Here is a 4,702-nt window from a genome sequence, read left to right on the forward strand (position 1 = left end):
TCGATGACGCCGCCCTCACCGCCGCCAGGTACCTGTGCATCCGTGGCGGGGATCTGACCTCGGCCGACGGCTGGCAGCGCGCCCTGTTCGCCTATAACCAGTCGAACAAGTACATGCGGGTCGTGCGGGACAGGGCGGCCACCTACAGCATCGGCCGCCGCGTGTAGTCGGCTCCGGCCCGGAGTGCCGGTTACTCGACGTCACGCCGAGACGATAGGCTCGCACCCGCACGGACCAAGCCGTGAGACCTACCGTGCCTTCAGTCGTAAGGAGTCGTTTTCGTGGCCATCATCGAACAGGTCGGAGCGCGCGAGATTCTGGATTCGCGCGGCAATCCCACTGTCGAGGTCGAGATCGCCCTCGACGACGGCACCCTGACCAGGGCGGACGTTCCGTCCGGCGCGTCCACCGGTGAGCACGAGGCCGTCGAGCTGCGTGACGGTGGCGATCGCTACAACGGCAAGGGTGTCACCAAGGCCGTCGAGGGTGTCCTCGACGAGATCGCGCCCGCCATCATCGGCCTCGACGCCGTCGAGCAGCGCACCGTCGACCAGGTCCTGCTGGATCTGGACGGCACCCCGGACAAGTCCCGCCTCGGCGCGAACGCCCTGCTCGGCGTCTCGCTGGCCGTGGCCCGCGGTGCGGCCGAGTCCTCGGGCCTGGAGCTGTTCCGCTACCTGGGCGGCCCGAACGCCCACGTGCTGCCCGTGCCCATGATGAACATCCTCAACGGTGGCGCGCACGCCGACACCGGCGTCGATGTCCAGGAGTTCATGGTCGCCCCGATCGGCGCCCCGACCTTCCGTGAGGCGCTGCGCTGGGGCACCGAGGTGTACCACTCGCTGAAGTCGGTGCTCAAGGAGAAGGGCCTGTCCACCGGTCTCGGTGACGAGGGTGGCTTCGCCCCCGACGTCGCTGGCACCGTGGAGGCCCTCGACCTGATCAGCGTCGCCATCGAGCGCGCGGGCTACAAGCTCGGCACCGATGTCGCGCTGGCGCTCGACGTGGCCGCCACCGAGTTCTACACCCCCGGTGAGGGCTACAAGTTCGAGGGCCAGGTCCGCACGGCCGCCGAGATGGGCGAGTTCTACGCCGACCTGCTCACCCGGTACCCGCTGGTCTCCATCGAGGACCCGCTGTCGGAGGACGACTGGGACGGCTGGGTCGCGCTGACCGACGCCATCGGCGACAAGGTGCAGCTGGTCGGCGACGACCTGTTCGTCACCAACCCCGAGCGCCTCGAAGAGGGCATCGCCAAGGGCGCCGCCAACGCGCTGCTGGTGAAGGTCAACCAGATCGGCACGCTGACCGAGACCCTCGACGCCGTCGAGCTCGCGCACCGCAACGGCTACAAGACCATGATGTCGCACCGTTCGGGCGAGACCGAGGACACCACCATCGCCGACCTCGCGGTCGCCGTCGGTTCGGGTCAGATCAAGACCGGCGCTCCCGCGCGTTCCGAGCGGGTCGCCAAGTACAACCAGTTGCTGCGCATCGAGGACGCCCTCGGTGACTCGGCACGCTACGCGGGTGACGTGGCCTTCCCGCGTTTCACCGGCGAGTTCTGAGCACAGCAGTACCGCAGTACAGGTTGAGATGACGGGGCGGTAGCGAATGACCGAGCGACGTGCGCGTGGAACCAGTCCGGGTGGACGAGGCGACCGCCGCACGTCGCGGGCCGCGCGCTCCCGCCCCAGTCATCTCGACGCTCCCGGCCGCCCCGCCGCGGCCAAACGCACCACCCGGCGCCGCCCCGAATCCGCCACCGGCGCGACGACGGGCAAGCGCAAGCCCAGCGGCAAGCTCGAGCGCAGCGAACACACCATCCTCGGTCTCTCGACCGGCAAGGCGGTGATCCTCGCTGCCGTGCTGTGCGGCCTGGCGCTGACCCTGGCCGTGCCGACCCGCACCTACTTCAGTCAGCGGGCCGAAGCGGCCGCGCTGGCCCAGCAGCGCGCGGAACTGGACGCCGACCTGGCCGTCCTGCGTGATCGCCGGGCCCAGCAGCAGGATCCGGCCTACATCCGCTCCGAGGCCCGCGACCGGTTGCGCCTGGTGATGCCCGGCGAAACCCCCTACATCGTGCAGATTCCCGGCATCGAAGCACCGGCGCCGCCGCCGATGAGCACCCGAACAGCGGCGCCCGACCCCTGGTACACCGACCTGTGGCGCAGCATTTCCGAACCGGCCCCGGAAGGACCAAGGTGACCGCACCGAACGAGCGCGACCTCGAGATCATCGCCCAGCAGCTGGGCCGCGAGCCGCGCGGTGTGCTCGCCGTCGCCTATCGCACCCCCGACGGCCTGCCCGCCGTGGTGAAGACCGCCCCGCGCCTGCCCGACGGCACCCCGTTCCCCACCCTCTACTACCTGACCGATCCGCGGCTCACCGCCGAGGCGAGCAGGCAGGAATCGGCCGGGGTGATGCGCGAGATGACCGAACGTCTCGCCGCCGACCCAGAGCTGGCCGCGGCCTACCGCGCCGCGCACGAGAGCTACCTGGCCGAACGCGACGAGATCGAGTCGCTCGGCACCGATTTCACCGGCGGCGGCATGCCCGACCGGGTCAAGTGCCTCCATGTGCTGATCGCGCATTCGCTGGCCAAGGGGCCCGGCGTCAACCCGTTCGGTGACGAGGCCGTGGCGCTGGCCGCCGACGCCGGACTGCGCGGCACCGCGATCCCCGCCGACTGGCCCGCCGCCCGCGAGTCCGGCGAACCGGCATAATCGCGGACAGCACGCTGCGCCTGCACCACCTCGCACGGCGCTCGGGCCGACCAGGAGGAACATCATGACTGAGCGCATCGCCGCGGTGGACTGCGGTACCAACTCGATCCGTCTGCTGATCGCCGAGGTCGGCGCCGACGGTGGTCTCACCGATGTGCACCGCGAGATGCGGATCGTGCGGCTCGGCCAGGGTGTCGACGCCACCGGCAGGCTCGCGCCCGAGGCGATCGAGCGCACGCGTATCGCGCTGGCCGACTACGTCGATCTGATGCTCGCGCAGGATGTTTCGCGCGTCCGGATGGTCGCCACCTCCGCCACCCGCGACGCCGCCAACCGGGACGACTTCTTCGAGATGACCCGCGCCGAACTCGGCCGGGTCGTCGACGGCGCCGTCGCCGAGGTGATCACCGGCGACGAAGAAGCGCGACTGTCCTTCGCGGGCGCGGTCGGCGAACTGTCCGCTGACGCAGGACCTTTCGTCGTTGTCGACCTGGGCGGTGGCTCCACCGAGCTGGTCGTCGGCGACAGTGACGGTGTCCAGGCGGCGTATTCCGCCGATATCGGCTGCGTGCGTGTCACCGAGCGCTGCCTGCCCGGCAACCCGCCGACGGCCGAACAGGTCGACGCCGCACGGGAATTCGCGCAGAGCAAGCTCGACGAGGCCTTCGCCAAGGTTCCGGTCGACAAGGTGCACACCTGGGTCGGCGTCGCCGGCACCATGACCACGATCACCGCCGTGGCCCTCGACCTGCCCGAATACGACTCCACCCGAGTCCATCTCACCCGGCTGAGCCTGGCCGAGGTGCACGAGGTGTGCGACCGCCTGATCGGCATGGACCACGACCAGCGCGCCGCGCTCGGCCCGATGCACCCCGGCCGGGTCGACGTGATCGGCGGCGGCGCGGTCATCACCGAGGTGCTGGCCGACGAATTGGCCCGCCGCGCCGGTGTTTCCGAGCTGGTCGTGAGCGAGCACGACATCCTCGACGGCATCGCGATGTCGATCCTCGGCTGAGCCGCGCTGCTGGTCCGGCCCGCCTGAAACGACATCGCCGCGCACCATGATGCTGTCGGGGCGCGGCGATGAGGGTGTTCAGGATCAGGGAAGCACCTGCGGGATCATTTCGGGTGCCGCGGCGCCGACGGCCGCGCCGATGAGCGCGCCGATGAGGGCATTGGGCAGGCCGACCATCCCGACACACGGCAGGTACAGGATGACGGCGGTGATCGCCGGCACGCACACGATCGCGGCGAACACCATGCCGACCCCGGCACCGAGAGCAGCGGCATTCTGGACCGGGTCGGAGTTCTGCGCGGCCGGATTGGTGGCGACCGTCTTCAGCTCGGCGGCCGCGCCCTGGGTGACCTGCGGCGTCGCCGTCAGTGTGCGCCCGTCGGCGGAGATCTCGGTGGCCACGGTGATGGTATTGCCGCCGACCGTGCCGAAGCTGGTCGGCACCTGGGCGATCGGGCTGCCGGTCGCGGATTCGACCGTCAGCGTGCCGTCCTGGCCGAGGACGAAGCGCCCGTCGTCCACGGTCGCCGAGACGGTCCGCAGATCCGGCGTCACAGACGTGCTGTAGCCGATGCCCTCGGCATTGCCGACCGAAGACAATCCCTGGGCGAATCGCGCCTGCTGATCGGTATCGACCTCGGCCGAGGCGACACCGGCGAACGTGGCGGCCACCGCGACCGGCTGGACGGCGGCGAGCATCCGCCGCGTCACGCTGGAACTCGAGTTCTGGAACATATCGGAGAAGCTCCCTCTCCGAACTCGCCCGAAGAATTCGACCCCCGGGAGAATCCGAAATTTCGTGGTCGATGAACACCAGCTATTCGGACCGCCCGCGCCGTTGGATGGATGTCCTTGCCCGCCCTATTCACCTCGGGCGAGTCGCGGAGCCCTCGCCGCGGGCCGGATCGGAGCGCGGTACCGGCGCAGGGCGACCCGCTCGGGCCCGGGCGCGGGGGCGCGC

5 protein-coding genes and 1 pseudogene are annotated in these 4,702 nt (G+C 70.2%); 5 read left to right on the forward strand and 1 reads right to left on the reverse strand.

Annotation, left to right across the window (positions count from 1 at the left end; translation table 11 throughout):
• From ACFWPJ_RS25100 to ACFWPJ_RS25120, 5 genes and pseudogenes are all read left to right on the forward strand, one after another.
• Nucleotides 1–167, forward strand: a pseudogene (locus ACFWPJ_RS25100) (murein transglycosylase); the annotation flags it as partial.
• A gap of 114 nt (nucleotides 168–281) precedes the next feature.
• Nucleotides 282–1,568, forward strand: a complete 1,287-nt coding sequence (gene eno / locus ACFWPJ_RS25105; RefSeq protein ID WP_378854841.1) for a phosphopyruvate hydratase — start codon at nucleotides 282–284, stop codon at nucleotides 1,566–1,568.
• Nucleotides 1,569–1,614: 46 nt separating this feature from the next.
• The gene (locus ACFWPJ_RS25110) at nucleotides 1,615–2,208 is read left to right on the forward strand and encodes a septum formation initiator family protein (RefSeq protein ID WP_189026048.1); all 594 of its coding nucleotides are present in this window, start codon (nucleotides 1,615–1,617) and stop codon (nucleotides 2,206–2,208) included.
• Nucleotides 2,205–2,726: a DUF501 domain-containing protein gene (locus ACFWPJ_RS25115; RefSeq protein ID WP_378854842.1), complete on the forward strand. Its 522-nt coding sequence runs from the start codon at nucleotides 2,205–2,207 to the stop codon at nucleotides 2,724–2,726. The genes ACFWPJ_RS25110 and ACFWPJ_RS25115 overlap by 4 nt, the downstream gene beginning before the upstream one ends.
• A 64-nt stretch (nucleotides 2,727–2,790) precedes the next feature.
• Nucleotides 2,791–3,741, forward strand: a complete 951-nt coding sequence (locus ACFWPJ_RS25120; protein ID WP_378854843.1) for an exopolyphosphatase — start codon at nucleotides 2,791–2,793, stop codon at nucleotides 3,739–3,741.
• An 84-nt stretch (nucleotides 3,742–3,825) separates the two neighbouring features.
• Here ACFWPJ_RS25120 and ACFWPJ_RS25125 read toward each other — a convergent pair whose 3' ends face one another.
• Nucleotides 3,826–4,476, reverse strand: a complete 651-nt coding sequence (locus ACFWPJ_RS25125) for a hypothetical protein (protein ID WP_378854844.1) — start codon at nucleotides 4,474–4,476, stop codon at nucleotides 3,826–3,828.
• Between the last annotated feature and the right edge of the window lie 226 nt (nucleotides 4,477–4,702).

The organism is Nocardia sp. NPDC058497 (assembly GCF_042720195.1).
In the GTDB taxonomy this organism is placed as follows: domain Bacteria; phylum Actinomycetota; class Actinomycetes; order Mycobacteriales; family Mycobacteriaceae; genus Nocardia.

Coding starts and splice junctions, on each gene's coding strand:
- ACFWPJ_RS25110 (WP_189026048.1), top strand. CDS start 1,615: ATGACCGAGCGACGTGCGCGTGGAACCAGTCCGGGTGGACGAGGCGAC.
- ACFWPJ_RS25125 (WP_378854844.1), bottom strand. CDS start 4,476: ATGTTCCAGAACTCGAGTTCCAGCGTGACGCGGCGGATGCTCGCCGCC.
- ACFWPJ_RS25120 (WP_378854843.1), top strand. CDS start 2,791: ATGACTGAGCGCATCGCCGCGGTGGACTGCGGTACCAACTCGATCCGT.